General features: G+C 68.3%; 16 protein-coding genes and 2 pseudogenes. 11 read left to right on the top strand and 7 right to left on the bottom strand.

The features are described from left to right. Positions 1 to 36: 36 nt before the first annotated feature. Positions 37 to 903 (top strand): class II glutamine amidotransferase, encoded by an 867-nt coding sequence (locus tag ON33_RS36570; RefSeq protein ID WP_040863768.1) that lies wholly within the window; start codon positions 37 to 39, stop codon positions 901 to 903. Positions 904 to 922: 19 nt separating this feature from the next. Here the strand turns inward: ON33_RS36570 and ON33_RS36565 are convergent, their stop codons facing one another. Then, the gene (locus ON33_RS36565) at positions 923 to 1,720 is read right to left on the bottom strand and encodes a HugZ family pyridoxamine 5'-phosphate oxidase (protein ID WP_040863767.1); all 798 of its coding nucleotides are present in this window, start codon (positions 1,718 to 1,720) and stop codon (positions 923 to 925) included. A 36-nt stretch (positions 1,721 to 1,756) separates the two neighbouring features. Continuing rightward, on the bottom strand, positions 1,757 to 2,986 hold the full coding sequence (gene dinB, locus ON33_RS36560; RefSeq protein WP_040863766.1) for a DNA polymerase IV: 1,230 nt from the start codon (positions 2,984 to 2,986) through the stop codon (positions 1,757 to 1,759). A gap of 143 nt (positions 2,987 to 3,129) precedes the next feature. Between dinB and ON33_RS43840 the strand changes: the two genes are divergently transcribed. The 6 genes from ON33_RS43840 (at position 3,130) to ON33_RS36535 (ending at position 6,299) form a co-directional block, all read left to right on the top strand. Next, positions 3,130 to 3,351: a hypothetical protein gene (locus ON33_RS43840; protein WP_245551182.1), complete on the top strand. Its 222-nt coding sequence runs from the start codon at positions 3,130 to 3,132 to the stop codon at positions 3,349 to 3,351. Positions 3,352 to 3,533: 182 nt separating this feature from the next. Further along, positions 3,534 to 4,250 (top strand): helix-turn-helix transcriptional regulator, encoded by a 717-nt coding sequence (locus ON33_RS36550; protein WP_083869613.1) that lies wholly within the window; start codon positions 3,534 to 3,536, stop codon positions 4,248 to 4,250. A gap of 59 nt (positions 4,251 to 4,309) precedes the next feature. Then, complete coding sequence (locus ON33_RS36545; protein WP_040863764.1) at positions 4,310 to 4,714, top strand: nuclear transport factor 2 family protein; 405 nt, start codon at positions 4,310 to 4,312, stop codon at positions 4,712 to 4,714. Between the two features lie 340 nt (positions 4,715 to 5,054). Further along, complete coding sequence (locus ON33_RS36540; protein WP_051153423.1) at positions 5,055 to 5,285, top strand: alkyl sulfatase C-terminal domain-containing protein; 231 nt, start codon at positions 5,055 to 5,057, stop codon at positions 5,283 to 5,285. Next, positions 5,212 to 5,607: an FAD-dependent monooxygenase gene (locus ON33_RS44215; RefSeq protein WP_281033277.1), complete on the top strand. Its 396-nt coding sequence runs from the start codon at positions 5,212 to 5,214 to the stop codon at positions 5,605 to 5,607. The genes ON33_RS36540 and ON33_RS44215 overlap by 74 nt, the downstream gene beginning before the upstream one ends. Beyond that, entirely contained in the window at positions 5,589 to 6,299 is a 711-nt protein-coding gene (locus ON33_RS36535; protein WP_051153421.1) for an FAD-dependent monooxygenase, read from the top strand. Before ON33_RS44215 ends, ON33_RS36535 begins: the two co-directional genes overlap by 19 nt. Before the next feature lie 39 nt (positions 6,300 to 6,338). Here ON33_RS36535 and ON33_RS43835 read toward each other — a convergent pair whose 3' ends face one another. Together ON33_RS43835 and ON33_RS43830 are read right to left on the bottom strand one after the other, a co-directional pair. Continuing rightward, positions 6,339 to 6,812, bottom strand: coding sequence for a site-specific integrase (locus tag ON33_RS43835; protein WP_245551180.1), 474 nt, complete (start codon positions 6,810 to 6,812; stop codon positions 6,339 to 6,341). Then, a complete protein-coding gene (locus ON33_RS43830) occupies positions 6,809 to 7,345 on the bottom strand; it encodes a site-specific integrase (protein WP_245551178.1) in 537 nt (178 codons plus the stop codon). Before ON33_RS43830 ends, ON33_RS43835 begins: the two co-directional genes overlap by 4 nt. A 295-nt stretch (positions 7,346 to 7,640) precedes the next feature. Here ON33_RS43830 and ON33_RS36525 point away from each other — a divergent pair, with 295 nt between their 5' ends. Both ON33_RS36525 and ON33_RS36520 read left to right on the top strand, forming a co-directional pair. Continuing rightward, entirely contained in the window at positions 7,641 to 7,937 is a 297-nt protein-coding gene (locus ON33_RS36525) for an antibiotic biosynthesis monooxygenase family protein (RefSeq protein ID WP_040863763.1), read from the top strand. A 276-nt stretch (positions 7,938 to 8,213) separates the two neighbouring features. Further along, positions 8,214 to 8,804, top strand: a complete 591-nt coding sequence (locus ON33_RS36520) for a TetR/AcrR family transcriptional regulator (protein WP_040863762.1) — start codon at positions 8,214 to 8,216, stop codon at positions 8,802 to 8,804. Positions 8,805 to 9,071: 267 nt separating this feature from the next. On the opposite strand, the pseudogene ON33_RS44305 reads toward ON33_RS36520, so the two are convergent. Further along, a pseudogene (locus tag ON33_RS44305) lies at positions 9,072 to 11,624 on the bottom strand (Tn3 family transposase). Between the two features lie 216 nt (positions 11,625 to 11,840). Here ON33_RS44305 and ON33_RS44615 point away from each other — a divergent pair. Beyond that, positions 11,841 to 12,209, top strand: a pseudogene (locus ON33_RS44615) (aromatic-ring hydroxylase C-terminal domain-containing protein). Between the two features lie 4 nt (positions 12,210 to 12,213). Here ON33_RS44615 and ON33_RS36505 read toward each other — a convergent pair. Further along, complete coding sequence (locus ON33_RS36505; RefSeq protein ID WP_040863760.1) at positions 12,214 to 14,238, bottom strand: glycosyltransferase family 39 protein; 2,025 nt, start codon at positions 14,236 to 14,238, stop codon at positions 12,214 to 12,216. Positions 14,239 to 14,324: 86 nt separating this feature from the next. Between ON33_RS36505 and ON33_RS36500 the strand changes: the two genes are divergently transcribed. After that, entirely contained in the window at positions 14,325 to 15,560 is a 1,236-nt protein-coding gene (locus tag ON33_RS36500; RefSeq protein ID WP_040863759.1) for a serine hydrolase, read from the top strand. Positions 15,561 to 15,614: 54 nt separating this feature from the next. On the opposite strand, the gene ON33_RS36495 is transcribed toward ON33_RS36500, so the two are convergent. Next, a partial coding sequence (locus tag ON33_RS36495; protein WP_306307534.1) for a TetR/AcrR family transcriptional regulator occupies positions 15,615 to 16,419 on the bottom strand: 805 nt, incomplete at its 5' end.

The following is a 16,419-nucleotide window of genomic DNA, read 5'->3' as shown; positions in this document are numbered from 1 at the left end:
GTCCGCGCGTCTTCGCCTCTCGCAGGAGGAGTCACCATGTGCCGTCTGTTCGGACTTTCCGCCGCACCACAGCGGGTGCGCGCCACCTTCTGGTTGCTGGAGGCACCCGACAGCCTGTCCCGGCAAAGTCACCGCGAACCCGACGGGGTCGGCCTGGGCACGTTCACCGCCGAGGGTGCGCCGCTGGTGGAGAAGCAGCCGATCGCGGCCTACGAGGACCGGCTGTTCGCCCAGGAAGCCCGTGAACGCGAATCCGGCACATTCGTCGCGCATGTCCGCTTCGCCTCGACCGGTGGGCTGAACCCGCGCGATACCCATCCGTTCGACCAGCGCGGTCGCCTGTTCGCGCACAACGGGGTGATACAGGGGCTCGACGAGCTCGATCGGGAACTCGGCGAGTATCGCCGACTCGTCCACGGCGACACCGACTCAGAGCGCTTCTTCGCCCTGATCACGGCCCGGACCGATCACCATCGGGGCGACGTCACCGCGGGCATTGCCGACGCGGTCGGCTGGATCGCGGACCGGCTGCCGCTCTACGCACTCAATCTGGTCCTCACCACCGCGACCGAGCTGTGGGCGCTGCGTTATCCCGAAACCCACGACCTGTTCGTGCTCGAACGCGCCGCCGGTGGCGCACAGGGCGATCGGCATCTCGACCACGCCGCCGCGACCGGTATTCGGACCAAGAGTGTGGCGCTCGCCGGTTATCCGGCCGTGGTCATCGCCAGTGAGCGTATGGACAGCGACCCCGGATGGCGGTCGCTGGCGTCGGGCGAACTGCTCCATGTCACCGGCCGTCTCGATGTTCGGTCCAGCATTATCCGGGATTCCCCGCCCTGTCACCTGCTTTCGCTCTACGACCTGGATGAGACCGCAGCCGCATCCCAGACCGCGCACTGACGCGCACTGCGGCCGCTCGTCACTCCGGTCGCGAGGCCCGTGCCAAATCGACGGTGGCCGCGCGCAAGTCGGCGATGTTGTCGATCGGCGTGAGATAGCCGATGCGGGTGACCGCGATACCGCGCGGCGTGGTGACGCGCAGATCGAGGCCGTAGCGGTCGGCACGCTCACAGACCGCGGCGGTCGCGTCGGGATATCCACCGCGGGCGTGGGCCATGTCCAGCAACGAATCCGCGTGATCGTCATTGAGGTGGGTGATGGCGCGCGCCGCGGCGGGAATGATCGGATCCGCCTGGGCGGCCACGTATTCGTCGGCGGTGGCCGAATCCATGCGGCCGTATCCGCCGACCCACCGGGCCCGCTGCACCCGCAGCACCCACACGGTGAAATCGCTGAAGTCGATGTAGGTCTCGGCGGCCGGGACCGCGGCCAGGTGCGCTTCGCGGGCGGCTACCGCCTCCTCGCCCTGTGGGCGTTCCGCGATACCGGCGAGGGTCAATCGGGTTCCGGCCAGCGGATCCTCGGGCAGCTCCGGGGTGACGATCGACAGGCTCGCCCGTGGGTCGGCGGCCAGGTTCCGGCCGTGCTCGGCCATCCGGGACACGCACAGAACCGGTTGTCCCGCAAGCAATCCGTATGTGACGAAACTGGCCCAGGGTCCGCCGTCGGACGACAGGGTCGCCAAGGTGGCCGTATTCGTCGCCGCGGCAACGGTTCTGGCCTCGTCCGCCGCGGACGGCCGGGTGGTGATCGCGATGGGGGTCAGCGGCGGGGGAGTCGAGGGCGCGTCGCCCGGGTCGCCGTGGTCGAGAGCCATGCGTCACAGGCTACCCGCGCCGCCGAAGAGGACCGATCAGTCGGGAAGGATTGGCACCGACAGCCCTTCGCCCCTCCGTAGCAGGGCTGCCCGCGTCACAGTGCCGGCGCCGAAGCGATCCCGCAGCGCGTCCAGTGTCGAATCGAGGGTGGAATCCGCGCGCGGTTCGAACGGCAGCGACAGCTGCATGGTGTCGGCATTGTCGAGATTGGTGAGGGACAGGCCGATGAGGGTGAGACCGCCGCGCTCCCGGATCAGCGGCATGGTCGCGGCGAGCAGCGAGCGCGCGGCCCGCAGGACGGCCTCGCCGCTGTCGGTCGCCTCGGCCAGCGTGTGCGAGCGGGTGGCGTGGGTGAAATCGTCGAAACGCATGCGCAGCATCACCGTTCGGCACACCCGCCGGGCCTTGCGCAACCGGTGCCCGAGCCGGTCGGCCAGGCCGTGCAGGTAGGCCTCGAGTTCCTCGTCGCTGCGGTGGCGGCGGCCCAGCGCCCGTTGCGCGCCGATCGAGCGCCGACGCCGGCCGGTGTCCACCCGGCGCGGGTCTCGCGCCCATGACAGGGCGTGCAGATGGCGGCCGGTGGCCGGGCCGAGTACCGCCGCGAGCGGTCCCTCACCAAGGTCGGCCAACTGCCCGACCTTGGTGATGCCACGTTCGCGTAGTTCCCGCGCTGTCACCTCGCCGACGCCCCAGAGCCGTTCCACCGGCAGCGGGTGCAGGAATTCCAGTTCCTTGTCCGGTGGAACCTCCAGTAGCCCATCGGGTTTGGAGACCGCACTGGCCACTTTGGCCAGGAACTTCGTGCGCGCCACCCCGACCGAGATGGGCAGCCCGACCTCCGCCCGGACCCGTGCCCGCAGTCCGCGAGCGATCTCGACCGGGGTGCCGGCGATCCGCCACAGTCCGGCGACGTCCAGGAACGCCTCGTCGATGGAGATGCCCTCCACCTCGGGCGTGGTGTCGCGGAAGATCTCGAAGACCGCCTTGCTGGCCTCCGAATACGCCGACATGCGCGGCGGCACCACGATGGCATGGGGGCACAGGCTCAGTGCCCGACGCACATTCATGGGTGTCCGCACCCCGAACGCCTTCGCCTCGTAGCTGGCGGCCAGCACGACGCCGCCGCCGACCAGTACCGGCCGGCCACGCAGGCGCGGACTATCGCGCTGCTCCACCGAGGCATAGAAGGAGTCCAGGTCGGCGTGCAGAATCGCGGCCCGTTCGGGGCGCTCGCTCAGACTCATGGTCGATCCGGACACGAACATATGTTCGCATACCCATCGGTCTCATGTCTTGGGTCCGCCCTCCCCGGCAGATCACGAACAGCGTTGCCACGACCAGGGTATTGCTGGTGTCGGGACCGATCTGGGTGAGGCCGAGGATTCCCAACAGCACTACGTGCAGTCCGGTGAGGATCAGTAGTCGCAGGGAGTGCTCGGCGGTCGGTTTGCCGGTGATCAGCGTCGTCATCATCGCCCAGCCTGAGGAGTGCGAGCGTCGCTCCCGAGCGCAGTGGGCTGTCGGCGTTGACGGCGAGGACGGAGCGTCCACCCCGGCGCTGATGCGCATGAGCGGACACACCTCGGTGGGCTCGCTGGCCAATACGCCCGCCCGTCAGCCGAGGCATTGATTGCCTGGCAGGCCCGCACCGACCCTGCTGCTCGGCGGCAGAAGTAGCCGCGCGCCCGTTCCGAAGCTGTCCGGACTCCACATTCCCGCCGATAGCTCGGCTTGCAGTCTGGAGCCCACCGGAGTTCTAAGCAACCTGTTACGCGTCATCGAGATTCTCCGGTTCGATGGACAATGCACTGCGTGACGAAGACCGAGCGGCTGTACGCGTTGGCCGAGGAGTTACGGGCCTATAGCCCCCGGCCACGATCGGCGCGCCAGCTGGCAGCCCGGTTCGAGGTAACCCCGCGCACCATCGTGCGGGACATCGCAGCCTTGCAGCAGGCCGGTCTGCCGATTGTGGCCGTCCCTGGGCCTACAGGCGGATACGCGCTCGAGCGGGGACGGACGCTGGCTCCGGTGACACTGACCGCGACAGAGGCAGCCGCACTGCTCGTGGCGTTGCCGCAGCTGGCTGGTGGCCCGTTCGCGGTGGCGGCGCGCAGCGCGGTTCATAAAGTGCTGGCCGTGCTGACCGAGGGGGACCGAGCCACGGCAGCCGCTGTGGTCGACCGTATCCGATTGATTCCCCAGGACACCCCGGGCGCACCTCCTCAGGTGTTGCAGGCATTGGTGCAGCGGCGGGTCATACGGTTGGACTACATCGACCGCGATGGCGCAGTTACGGAGAGGACAGTGGAGCCGGTGGCGCTGCTGGCCGGTCGATCCTGGTACCTGTACGGCTGGTGCCGACTACGCAACGGTGTCCGCGGTTTCCGCCTTGACCGGGTGCGTCAGGCGTACGTGCTCGACGAGGCGACCCCGGAGCGTGACATCGATCTGTCGCTGATTCCGAGAGGTGACGGCACACTCATCGATGTGTCCTCGATCACGGACATACCGTTGTCGCGGTTGAGCTGAAAGCTGGTTGTCGACTGAGAGTTCGCCGAAATGGCGGCCCGAATCGACAAGGAGCGCAAGTGCTTTCCACTATCACCACTGCTGAACAGCTCGCCGCCGCTTGGACGCAATTGTGGAACGGTTCGTTCGATATCGCTGACCAGCTGTGTGCCAAGGACTTCCGTGTGTTCTTCGGCAACGCGATCGAAGCCGACGGCCATCCTGGCGATGCCGTGCATACTCCCGCCGAGTTCGCCGACTACTTGCGAAAGTTCCACGCTGATCGGCCCGGCGTCCGCTTCGAAGTGGCGGCACCCACCACCGGCACGGTAGAGCCTGACGGCACCAGCCGAGTCTCGCTCGTCTGGCATGTGACTATGCCCGACGGTGCAACCCTCAGCGGCATCGATCTGCTGGAAACGATTGATACCAAGGTCAGCCGCGCATGGTCGGTCGCCGGCCGGCGTCGCCTACCGACGACGTAAGCGCGACCCAGCCCCCTTGATCCTCACCGGCGCGGTCAGGAGAACCACGGCCCGCATCGGATACGCCTGAGTAACGTCCTCTCGTGCCACTCGTGCTGACCGAACCGGCCAGCACGAGCCCTTGAAGATGAACGTGCCGAGTCGATCTCAGTGTCGGTGACGCCCAGAGCTGAGGGCGGCGGCAACCGGTCAGGGATCTTCACAGGGTTTCCGCACTGTATGGCAACCCCTGGCCGAGCGCCCAATTCTCTGCGATCCGGCCGTTTTCGATCCGGAAGATCTCGATCATCATCGGCTGCGGGCCGACATCACCATGAACGATGCCGCGCAGCAGTAGGCGATGTGGGTCCGGCGCGGCGTGCTCAATGCCCGTCAGGGGATGGCCACCGACGTGCGCCTGAAGGTGTCCGGGCCGACAGCGGCGCTCGTCGGAGTCCTGTTGAACCCGGCGAGCGCCGGGAAGCTCGCGGGCAGCGGCGCCGTCATGCTCGACGGCGATGTCACCGCGCTCGGTGAACTCGCCGCGCTCCAGGACGATTTCGAGCCGACATTCCCGATCGTCACCCCCTGATCGGGGCGAACGCGACCTACCGGGTGTCCTCGCGGACCGTTCCCGCGAGGACAGCGGTGAGTCCGGCGGTGAATCGGCGGGCGGCATCAACGCCAGGACCCTGGAGATCCTCGATCAGCGCGGACTGGTCGAGCGTCTCCTACCGCACGGGTACGTCTTCGAGGGCCGGGTTCCGGGGCATTTCGCCGGACTGCCCATCACGTTCGGCGACCTCGCCACCCGCTACCCGACCGGACTGGTCATCACCCAGGCCGACCTCGAGAACCAACTGGACCGGTACGCAACCGAATTGGGTGCACCCGTGTGGTGGGACTCCCGGTGATCGGCGTGCACCAGGATTCGGGCGGTGTCGAGGTCCAGGTCGCAGGGCCGCACGGCCGCCGGATCCGGGCCGGGTATCTCGTCGGCTGCGACGGCGGTCGCAGCACGGTTCGCAAACTGGCCGGGATCGAGTTCACGGGGACCGACGCGACCATGGTCGGCATGATCGCCGACGCCGAACTGGCCGACCCGCCGCCCGGCTGGATCCTCACCGAGCGCCGCGGCCCGGGTGACTTCTCGGTATTTTCCTTGCGGCCCGGCTGGTTCCGCCTCATGGTCAACCGGCACGACCGAGCGATCGGCCCCGCGGCCGGGCCATCCTTCGAGGAGTTCCGGGCATCGTTCCGCGAGGTGGCCGGCACCGACTACGGGATGCACAGCCCCCGGTGGGTATCCCAGTTCAGCGACGCCGCCCGGCTGGCCGCCCGCTACCGGTCGAACCGCGTGCTGCTGGCGGGCGATGCCGCGCATATTCATTTCCCCGCGGGCGGCCAGGGATTGAACACCGGCGTGCAGGATGCGGCCAATCTGGGCTGGAAGCTGGCCGCCGTCATGCACGGCCACGCGCCCGAGACATTGCTCGACACCTACGAATCCGAACGCCGTCCCGTCGCCGCGCGGGTGCTACAGAACACCCGCGCCCAGACCACGCTGATGCGCCCCGGCCCGCACACCGAGGCGGGGTCGCCGTAGTATCGGCCGAATTTCGGGCGGATATGGCGTAGTTGCTGGTCAGTGGGTGCGGGAAGTACCGGGGCCGATGAGGCTGGTCAGTTCGCGCATCGCCTGGGGTGAGGGTTTGAAGTAGCGGCGTAGGTTCTCGGCTTTGCGGTGCCGCGATTTGGCCATGAGTTCGAGCAGGCTGGCGCCGGATTCGCCGAGGTGTGTGAGGCCGGAGTGGCGGAGTTCGTGCAGGTCCCAGCCAGTGCCTGGCCCGTCGGTGGCGGTGGCGGCGTCGAGCAGGTCGCGGGCTTGGTCGTAGGACAGCCGCGCGAGTCTGGTGTCGGGGCACAGATCGCGGTCGGCGAGGTACTTCCCCGGCCCGGGGCGGCGGTGGGTGAGCAACACCGGCCCGCAGGTGCGGCCGCGGATCAGCCGGGGCAGGAGCCTCGCGGTGCCGGCGTCCCAGTACACGGTTTCCAGGACGTGTTCGTGGTGGGCGGCACCACGACGACGGGTGCGGGGTTTGGCGCCCTTGGACTTCACCCGGGCGCACCGGCCGCCAGGTCGAGGTCTTCGATGTTGAGCTGAAGCAGTTCCTCTGCGCGAGCGCAGGTTTCGTACAGCATCCTCCACAGTGTCTTCTCCCGCAGATGGATCTCGCGGCGGGAGATGAGCCGGTCGATCGCGGTCCGCGACCGCACCGGTGTCTCGGAATCCGGCGGGGTCGAGCGCGCGGCCGACACCGGTACCGCCGGGGCGTCCCAGCCTTGCTCGCGGCACCAGGACAGCCATTTCGCTACCGCTGCTCGGCGCGCGTTCCAGGTATTGACCGCCGCTGTGCCCCAGAGAGATTCCAGGGCCGCGCCGATCTCGGAGTCGGAGACCGAGTCCAGGGCCCGGCTGGGGCCGGGCAGTCCGTCCGGATCGCGGCTGTCGAGGTGGTCGACGGTCTTGACGACCGCGATGCCGTAGGCGCGGCGGGTGTTGCCGGGCCCGAGGGTGTCCAGAAACGCCTCGGCCGATCCGCGCAGAGTGCGGGGCGCGGCGGTGTGGATCCGGGTCACGGTCGCCGCCATCGGCCCACCTCCTGGCGTGGTCGAGGAGCACATCCGGCCGGAGTAGCTGTGCGGCAGCAGTGGTCGGTGTAGCGGCGCCCGCTTCGTCAGGAGCCTCGCGGTTCGCAGGACTCGGAGTCGATGTTCGCCGAGTAGGCCCTGGTTTGCCGTCGCTCGTGGCGTCGGACGACGGTGTGACAGAGGGCCGCCTCCAATCTTCCCGACAGTTGTGTCGATAACTCATGCTAAGATACTGACACCTGCGTCGGCAAAACCGTCGGTGCTTTCCTCCTCCCTTGAAACAGGTGGTTTTCCTATGTACACGGTCATGAACCGGATTCCGGTCCCCGCTGCCGGTGCGGCGGCCTTCGAGGAACTCTTCGCGGCGAGCATGCGCGAAACCCTGCCCGGTGTGGAGGGGCTGGTGGGGTCGCGCCTGCTGCGCCCGCAGCACGATGGCGGGGTGTACGTGGCGGTCATGGACTTCACTTCGCGTGACGCGTTCACGGCCTGGATGCGGTCGGCCGCCTTCCATGCCGCCCACGGGCCGTCCTCCAAGGGGATGGACGGTGCCGTGGAAACATACGAGACCGTTGTCTCCGTCGGCGCCTGACGCGGAAGGCCTCCAGTGTTCCTCGCTCTTCGTGACCTGCGGTTCGCCCGCGGGCGCTTCGCTCTCATCGGTGCCGTGGTCGCGATGATCGCGGTCCTCGTGCCCGCGCCCGCGACATCGTCGAGCTGATCGCCGAACAGACCCGCCAGCACAGCACCGCCACCGTCATGGTCACCCACACGACCACGAGATACTGGACGCGGCCGACCGCGTCCTGCCCCTGCGGGACGGCCGCCTGTGACCTGACCACGCTCTCGAGAAGGCAGTCCCGACCCTATGCCGAAGATCAACGCCGCCACCGTCGCCGAGCACCGTGCCCAGCAACGCTCCGCGCTGGTCCAGGCCGCTGTCGGCATCCTGGTCGAGCAGGGCGCCGCCGCAGTCACCCCCGCTGCGGTCGGCGCCCGCGCCGGGCTCGCCCGCTCCAGCTTCTACCAGTACTTCCCCTCCTCGGCCGCCCTGCTCGCGGCCATCGTCGAAGAGTCGTTCACCGCCGCCGACGCCGCGATCACCCAGGCCCTCGCCGATGTCCACGAACCCGCCGCCCGGATCGACGCCTTCGTCCGCACCGAACTCCGCCTCGCCGCCCAGGGCACGCACCGTCCCGCGAAAGCACTGATGCAAGCCGACCTGCCCCGCGAATGCCTCGACCGCGTCCACGAACTCCACCACCGGCACAACATCCCCCTCCAGGCCGCCCTCACTCTCGCCGGATCCGACGCCGCACCCGAGCTGACCAGCCAACTCGTCGGCGGCCTCGTCCAAGCCGCCATGACCGCCGTCGAACACGGCGCCGACCCCCGCCACGTCGCCGACCACGCCCTCACCCTCATCCACCACGGCCTGACCCCATCAGCCACCGACTGAAAAGCCCGAGAACACATCCGTCGAGACACTACGAGCGGTAACCCGGTTTCGGCCCGCCACCGAGCAACCGGCCAGGCTCGGGTCGGCGGGGCAGAGTCCGGTCGCCGCAGCCAGAACGGTCCTACGGACCTGCTCCCAGCAGTCGCCGCCCACCCGGTAGCGCGAGAATGTCGGTGATGTTCTGCCCGGCGACCGGTCCTGCCCCTCCCTGACGGCCCGATACATGTCCGCCGGTGTGACGCACCGTCCACCACCACATCGGTCGGTTCAGAACAGCGTGTCACGCACACGTAGCGGCCGGTACCCGGTGGGGCCGAGCTGGGCGAGTTCGGCATCGAGATGTCGACCTCGATGGCGCCGAAGAAGTTGATGTTCTCGCTGTGCGCCGGACTGATATGGGCGAGCACATCGTCATCGATCCGGCGTCCGGCGCGGCGAATCTGGTCCACGGCGAGCCGTAATACTCTGTGGTCCAAGAGATTACGGCGTTGGTGGCCAGGGTCAGGCACCAGGCTTGCTCGGTCTGGTCGTCGAGCTGGCGGGCGCGGATCGTGCCCTCGTGCGCGTACAGCAGGTCCCGCCGCAGCGCGTGCAGGGATTCGCCCTTGTTGAGCTGGCGGGAGATCTTGCGCCGATAGTCCGGATCGGACAGGTAACGGGCGGCGTAGACGGTGCGCCGCAGGGCGCCGTACTCCTTGAGCGCGGTGGCCAGGGTGTTCTGCCGCCCGGACACGGACAGCTTACCGACCAGGAGCGAGGCGGTGGCGTGCCCGAACTTCAGCGACCCCGCCAACCGGAGCAGGTCGTCCCAGTGCTCGGCGATCAGCTCGAGGTTGGCCCGCCGCGTCATCAGCGGTCCGGCATGCGGGAACCGGGCCTCGGTCTCTCGGCGGGGTCCGGGCCGGTACAGGGTGATCTTGCCCAGGTCCCGGATCCGGGGTGAGAGCTGCATCCCGAGCAGGTCGAACAGCCCGAAGTTGACCAGGGTCACCCCGTGGGTGTCGGTGGCGTGTTCGGTGATCGGCAGATCCGTTGCGTTGCCGAGGATTTCATCCAGCACGTAGTGTGCTTCGCGTTTCGTGGCGACGATAATCTTCGTGCCGTAGGTGGCGTGCTGATCGGTGACATGGGTGTAGGTCGACAGCACCCGGCCGCCGTGCATCACCATCTCCCGCGCCGTAGTCGACTTGCCGCGCACCGGGAACCGCTGCCCGTCCGAGGATGACAGCGTGCCCGCACCGAACACTGTGGTCAGTGGCAGCCGCTGGTGGTAGTCGATGATCGCCAGATTCGCCGCACGCAGGGTCTCTTCCCGCACATACCATTCCGACGTCCACGCCAGGATGTCGTAGGAGATGCCGCACGCCTCTGCCATCCGGGTCAAACCGAGGTTCGTCGAGTGGGCCAGCAGCACCGCGATGAGGTTACGTTTGAGTTCCGGGGGTGCGGGTTTGTTTGCCCGAGGCGTGGCTGAAGCAGTCCGGGTAGCCGGTGCGTTTGTCCAATTCGATCAGCAGCGACACGATCGGTGCGAACGGCAGCATCTCGGTCAGCTCCGCCTTGAGCGAAACAGCCTCCGCGGGCACGTCTTCGGCGGTCAACGGCGAGATCACCAGATCCCCGCCCTCGTCCACATGGACCGGACCGTCCCCGCCGGACAGCACCGCCTCCAGCTCACCGACCGCCTCGTGCAGCTCGTCCACCACCGCGGCCAACCCCTCGCCGGGATCGGCGGGTTTGCCGACCAGGCGGCAGAACTCGGCCCGCTGCGGCGTCCACTGTTCGGGGGTGAGCAGGTAGGCGGCCGGGTCCGCGTAGCGGCGCGAGCCGGGCACGTATACATCCCCGCTGCGCAGGCCGTCCCGCAGTCCCAGCAGCACGCACAGCTCCCAGTAGTGCCGGAATGCGGTGACGCTGCCCGATTTCCGGGCCTCCTCGAGATAGCCGCGCCACTTGGCCGGCACGAACCCCGCTGGGGCCTCGTCGAATACCTTGCGGCGGCCGGTGGCGTTCAGCTCGCGCAGCATGTCCACCGCGATCAGCAGCTCGGTCGCCGCGGTGGGCGCCACTCGGCGGGCAGCACCGACATATCGAGGCGGTCCGCGCCCATCCCGAGCAGGAACCCCAGTTTCTCGACCTCAGCCTTCACCGCCTGCGCCGACGCTTCCACCGGGCCGGTCGACAACCACCGCAACCGCGATACCCCGAGCGATGGATCGGTGACCAGCAGCGCGTCCAGCCCCAAGCACCGCTCGGGTGTGAACTCGTGCGCGAGCCGGTCGTAGGTCTCGGTCTGGGCCTGGTGGCGGGCATGCGCGACTCGTTCCACCACCGTGACCGGTCCCGGCCGGATCACCCGAGCCGAGATCAGATACTCGCACCCCAGCCGGAACAGCAGCGTCGGGGAATCGTGCTCCATCGCCCGCGCCAGCAAGAACTCGTCCAACTCCTTCGACTCCAGCGGCCCGGCCGGCCGCCAGCCCAGATACTGGGCGACCAGCCGCACATGCTCGGTGCAGGTCTTGGCGCGCTTGCCGTACGAGCCGATCTGGACCGGATCCACCCGAAGCTGCTCAGCCAGCCGGGCCACCGCCACCGGCGGCGCCGTGGTCAACCGGTCCGGCACGAACCCCAGCCACCCCAGCGTGCACAACGCGACCGCCAGCCCCAACCGATCCGCCGGACCCCGCCCACGGCCCGGATCCACAAACGCCAAATCAGCCGGGTTCAGCGTGAAAACCGGAACAACTCCTCGCGGCTGATCTCCGGGAACCCCCGCAGACGCTCCAACTCCTCATCCGCGAACACCCGCGTCGCCACGAACCCCAACCTCCCACACGCCGATCAACCCTCATCGGCAACCAAGCCAAGCACCAACTACCCGACCCCGCACCCCGAACACGAAAACCCCGCTCTACCAGCCCGCTACGCCATATCCGCCCGAAATTCGGCCGATACTACGGCGACCCCGAGGCCCTGCGCGAGACGCTCGCCGGACTCTTCGACATCGACGAGGTCCGTAACCGCCTCGGCGGCATGCTCTTTGCCCTCGACATCCGCTACGAGGTCGGCGACGACCATCCGTTGTCCGGCTATCGCGTCCCCGACGTCGATCTCACCCTTCCCACCGGCGGCACCCGCGTCCACGAACTGCTCCGCAGCGGGCGCCCGGTCCTGCTGACCCTGAACGGCACCCAGATACAGATCGGTGACCGGGAGGACCGCGTCGACGTAATCCTGGCCCACTGCGACGCGGACCGGTAGGCGGTACCCGGTCTCGGCGACATCCCCGCGCCCGCAGCAGTCCTCATCCGGCCGGACGGTCACGTTGCGTGGGCCAGGAACGAATCATGCGAGACCGGTCTTTCCACCGCGCTCACCGCCTGGACCGGTCCGGCCGCCTAGAAGATCAGTGCGGCTGCACCGTCAGGTCGTAGACCGCCATGTCACCGAAGTGCTGAGTAGCCGTGTAGTGGGTGGTGACCCAGTCGAGGATCTCCTTGTTGCCCGCCGGGCGCCAGATGCCGTGTTGCGGATCCGACTGCGCCGGGGTGCCGGTGTCACCGGGCTTCTGATCCACTCGCCAGGTGTCGGGGAGAGGGATCTCGGGCACGAGGTAGTAGGTGATCTCATGGTTGCGGACCATGTCCTGGAACCGGGGCAGCGCCGGGACCGGGTCCTCGGAGGTGAAGCCACCGATGGCGAGGACCGAGGTGCGACTGGCCAATTCGAGCCCGGAGGCGGGCGACGACCGGTCGATCGCGGCCGACCACTTGGTATTCGTCTGCTGCAGCAGCGTCACCAGACCCGGATCGGCCTGACCGCCGAACAGCGTCTCGAGTTGCTTGCGGAACATATCGGCGGGTCCGGCCTTCTTCGGTTGAGCCGGGCCGACGGTCGGGCCGCCACCGGTGTGCGACTGCGGCAGCGTCGCGGCCGCATAGGCCGTGGAACCCGCCAGGCCGGCAATCACGCCGACCACGAGCAGCGGCGTGGTCGCGCGGCCGCGCAGCCGATCCCAGCGGGCCGTCGGAGGCAATGCCAGCACGAGCAACCCCAGCGCCGTGATCACCGTGACCGCCAGCACCGTCCAGCGCAGCCACGGCTGCCAGTCGGAATTGCGTTGCAGCAGGACGAAACCCCAGACCCCGGCCGAGAGGATCAAGGCGGCGCCGGCGATCCGGCCGAAGCCCTCGGCCCGCCGGCGCCACACCTCGTACACGCCGATCGCGAAGCAGCCCGCGATCGCCGGAGCGACGGCGAGCGTGTAGTAGGCGTGCATGCCGGACTTCATCGCCGAGAACAGCACGCCATCGATGACCAGCCACAGGCCGAAAACCAGTGCCGCGCCGCGGATCAGATCGGTGCGCGGGCGGCGTCCCCGCGACACCAGCACGAGCACGAACGCGAGCAATGCCGCAGGCAGCAGCCACGAGATCTCGAACCCGATCTCACCGGTGAACATGCGGTCCGGGCCATTGCCGAACCCGCTGCCGAGGCCGCCCCGCTCCAGCGCCTTCGGAATCTGGTAGCCCTCGGGCAGCTCGAACGGGTTCTTGCCGCCCATGTGGTTCTTGCCCAGGTAGCGGGCGAAACCGTTGTAGCCCAGCACCAGATCCATGAACGTGTTGTCCTTGGAACCCGCCAGGTACGGACGCGAATCGGCGGGCCAGAGGATGGTCAGCAGCACGTACCAGCCGGAGGAGACGATCAGCGCGCCCAGCGCGGCCAGCGAGTGCAACAGCCGGTTGCGCAGCGTGGTCGGGGCGACGATGACATAGGCGAGTCCGAGCGCGGGCAGCACCATGAGGCCCTCGAGCATCTTCGCCAGGAACGCGAAACCCAGTGCGACACCGGCCAGCGTGACCCACCTCAGGCTCGCCCTGGGCAGCGCGCGCACCGTGCAGTAGGCGGCGGCGGCCATGAGCAACACCATGACGGCATCCGGATTGTTGAACCGGAACATCAACGCCACCACCGGTGTCACCGCGAGCACCAGGCCCGCCAGCAGACCCGCGCCGCGGCTCAGCGTCGCCCGGGTGACCGCGCCGTACATGAGCGCCACCGCGCCCACCGCCATGATTGCCTGCGGCGCAAGCATGCTCGCACTGCTGAATCCGAACAGCTGCCCGGACAGACCCATGACCCACTGCGACACCGGCGGCTTGTCGACGGTGATGAAATTGCCCGGATCCAGCGAGCCGAACAGCAGCGCCTTCCAGTTCTGCGATCCCGACCAGGCGGCCGCCGCGTAGAAGCCGTTGCCCATCTCGTTGACCGTGATGTTCCACAGATATGCGACGGCGGTGCCGAGGAGCAGCAGCGCCAGCGCCGGGCGTTCCCAGCGGCGGGCGGGGGAGAGGCCGTCCGAGGATGTCTCTGATGGCGGGGCGGTCGGTTCGGACGGGGCCAGCTCGGCAGTGGTCACGCTCACCGCGGGAGTGTGTCGCGCCAGACGGTGAACAGCCTGACTCCTCGCTGGGAGGTTCCTGTGAACCGCGATCTCCCTATGCTGGTCGAATGAGCCCAGGTATGACAGCGCTGGTGCGGATCGATCCCGATCTCGACGCGGTGACCACCCGCGGACCCGAATCCGACCCCGCCGACGCCGGACTCGCGCCCGGCGCGATCGAGTCGATCTGGCGGTCCGTGCAGGACTGGTATCGCATGGGGACCACCCCCGCCATCCAGGTGTGCCTGCGTCATCGCGGCCACATCGTGCTCAACCGGGCCATCGGCCATGGCTGGGGCAACGCGCCCAGGGATGCGCCCGACGCGGAGAAGCGCCCGGTCACTCCGGACTCGCCGTTCTGCGGATTCTCCACGGCCAAGGGCGTATCCGCGGCCCTGATGTTCATGCTCATCGAACAGGGCGCCTTCGCGCTGACCGATCCGGTCCGCGACTACATCCCTGAGTTCGCCCGGCACGGCAAGGAACGCATCACCATCGGTCACGTGCTCGCCCATTCCGCGGGCGTCCCGTTCATCACCCCGCCGCACCGCGGGTCCGACCTCGTCCTCGACGAGGAACTCGCCGTCCAGGGCCTGGCCGACCTCGTTCCCAGCTGGCCGCCCAACCGCTTCCGTGTCTACCACGCCATGACCGGCGGCCTGATTCAGCGTCTGCTGGTCCAGCGGGCCACCGGCAAGGCCATGCGGGACCATCTGCGCGAGCAGGTCCTGGACCCACTCGGCTTCCGCTGGACCAATTTCGGCGTGCGCCCCGAGGACGTCGACGAGGTGGTGCCGAGCGTCAAGGTCGGGCCCGGCCCCTCCAAGATCTGGCGGCATCTGGCGGGCCGAGCCCTCGGCGGCGGCCTCTCCGGCCCGACCGACCCGGCCGCGGCCCGCGCCTTCCTCACCGCCGAACTGCCCTCCGGCAATCTCGTCACCACGGCTGCCGAACTTTCCCGCTTCTATGAAATCCTCACGCGCGGCGGCGAACTCGACGGCGTGCGCATCATGCGCACCGAAACCCTGGCGGCCGCAGTCCGTCCCGCCCCCTGGCTGCCCGGCCTGGCGGGACGCGTCTCCGTGGCGGGCTACGAACTGGGCGCCCGCCGTTCGAAATTCGGCCGCGACACCCAATCCCACTTCGGCCGCAGCGGCCTGACCACCCAGTACGGCTGGTCCGATCGCGCCCGCAACCTCTCGGGGGCGGTCCTCACCAGCGGCAAGGCCCAGGCCGACGCCAACCGCCCCTGGCAATTGGTCAACCAGATATCCGCGACCATCGATCCTCGCACCGGAAGCTGATCCGGCTGCGCACATCCATCGACTGGATGTGCGGGGCACAACACGACTCCCGTACTAGCGTCCCGGCGGCTCGAGCATCGGGACGAGGAAATGGCGGGCGATCGCGGCGAGTTGCTCGTCGTTGTCGAGATCGATCACCTGGCTCGGGATTGCCAGGAAGGACGCGCAGATTCGGACCATCAGCTCGGCGATCACTTCGACCTCGAGGTCGGGGGAGATGGTGCCGGCGCGTTGTTCCTGGCGGAGTTGGTGGGCGACGAATTCGCGGACCATGGCCACCGCGCGGCCGCCGTCACCGACCAGCGAGCTGATGAAGTGGTCGGGCTCGGCGGTGATCAGAGCGCCGATGAGCGGGTTGCCACGCAGCGCGCGGAGGGAGCTGACGAATCCGAGGACGACGCGGTCGCCGACATTCGTCGCCGCCGCGATATCGACGAGGAATGTGTCGAAGTAGCGGCGGAATTCTCGCAGAATGACGCGTTCCACCAGTTCTTCCTTGGTGGCGAAGCGGCGGTAGACGGTGATGCGGGAGACCCCCGCGGTGCGGGCGACATCCTCCATCGTCGAGCGTTGAATACCCCACCGCCGGAACTGTTCGTCGGCCGCATCGAGGATGCGGGTGCGAATTCGGTCGGTGTCGTCGACCTGCTCGACGGCCTGCAGAAAGGCACGTTCGAGCAGGGACTTCCCGTCTGCGGGCGTATCCGCGGGCGGCGCTGATTCCACGGTGACCTCCTGAAACATCTTGTCCTGCGGCAGTTTTCCGGCAGCGCCGCCATCGCGCTTCGCCTGGTGATCGCGTGGCACATACTCCACATCGTCACTGATACGCAGATACGTTAGCTGTTTCATTGGGTCC

The sequence above is a fragment of the Nocardia niigatensis NBRC 100131 genome (assembly GCF_000308655.1).
In the GTDB taxonomy this organism is placed as follows: Bacteria; Actinomycetota; Actinomycetes; order Mycobacteriales; family Mycobacteriaceae; genus Nocardia; species Nocardia niigatensis.
This window is presented reverse-complemented; position numbering and strand designations above follow the sequence as displayed.

Coding starts and splice junctions, on each gene's coding strand:
- ON33_RS36570 (WP_040863768.1), top strand. CDS start 37: ATGTGCCGTCTGTTCGGACTTTCCGCCGCACCACAGCGGGTGCGCGCC.
- ON33_RS36565 (WP_040863767.1), bottom strand. CDS start 1,720: ATGGCTCTCGACCACGGCGACCCGGGCGACGCGCCCTCGACTCCCCCG.
- dinB (WP_040863766.1), bottom strand. CDS start 2,986: ATGTTCGTGTCCGGATCGACCATGAGTCTGAGCGAGCGCCCCGAACGG.
- ON33_RS36540 (WP_051153423.1), top strand. CDS start 5,055: ATGTGGGTCCGGCGCGGCGTGCTCAATGCCCGTCAGGGGATGGCCACC.
- ON33_RS44215 (WP_281033277.1), top strand. CDS start 5,212: ATGTCACCGCGCTCGGTGAACTCGCCGCGCTCCAGGACGATTTCGAGC.
- ON33_RS43830 (WP_245551178.1), bottom strand. CDS start 7,345: ATGGCGGCGACCGTGACCCGGATCCACACCGCCGCGCCCCGCACTCTG.
- ON33_RS36525 (WP_040863763.1), top strand. CDS start 7,641: ATGTACACGGTCATGAACCGGATTCCGGTCCCCGCTGCCGGTGCGGCG.
- ON33_RS36520 (WP_040863762.1), top strand. CDS start 8,214: ATGCCGAAGATCAACGCCGCCACCGTCGCCGAGCACCGTGCCCAGCAA.
- ON33_RS36500 (WP_040863759.1), top strand. CDS start 14,325: ATGAGCCCAGGTATGACAGCGCTGGTGCGGATCGATCCCGATCTCGAC.